At 69.7% G+C, this 218-nt stretch carries 1 pseudogene; it reads right to left on the minus strand.

The features are described from left to right. Positions 1 to 218, minus strand: a pseudogene (locus tag EXE42_RS18215) (acetamidase/formamidase family protein); the annotation flags it as partial.

A 218-nucleotide genomic window follows, 5' to 3' on the forward strand; every position in this document is an offset into this window, starting at 1 on the left:
TCGTTGACGGTCGCGCCGGAGCCGATCACCTGGATCGGGGCGGCGTCGGTGTCCACGTCGACGCCGTGTTCCGCGCCGAGGTCGTCCCCCGCGGCGACCTCCTCGTCGCTGTAGGGCTTGCTGATGAACGGGAGGTCCTCCTCGTTCGGGAGCAGGACGGGGCCGTCGAGGTCCACGTCCTCGATCACCTCCACGTCCATCGTGACCGTCCCGCTCAC

This window comes from Halorubrum sp. SP3, from assembly GCF_005435195.1.
GTDB lineage: Archaea > Halobacteriota > Halobacteria > Halobacteriales > Haloferacaceae > Halorubrum > Halorubrum sodomense.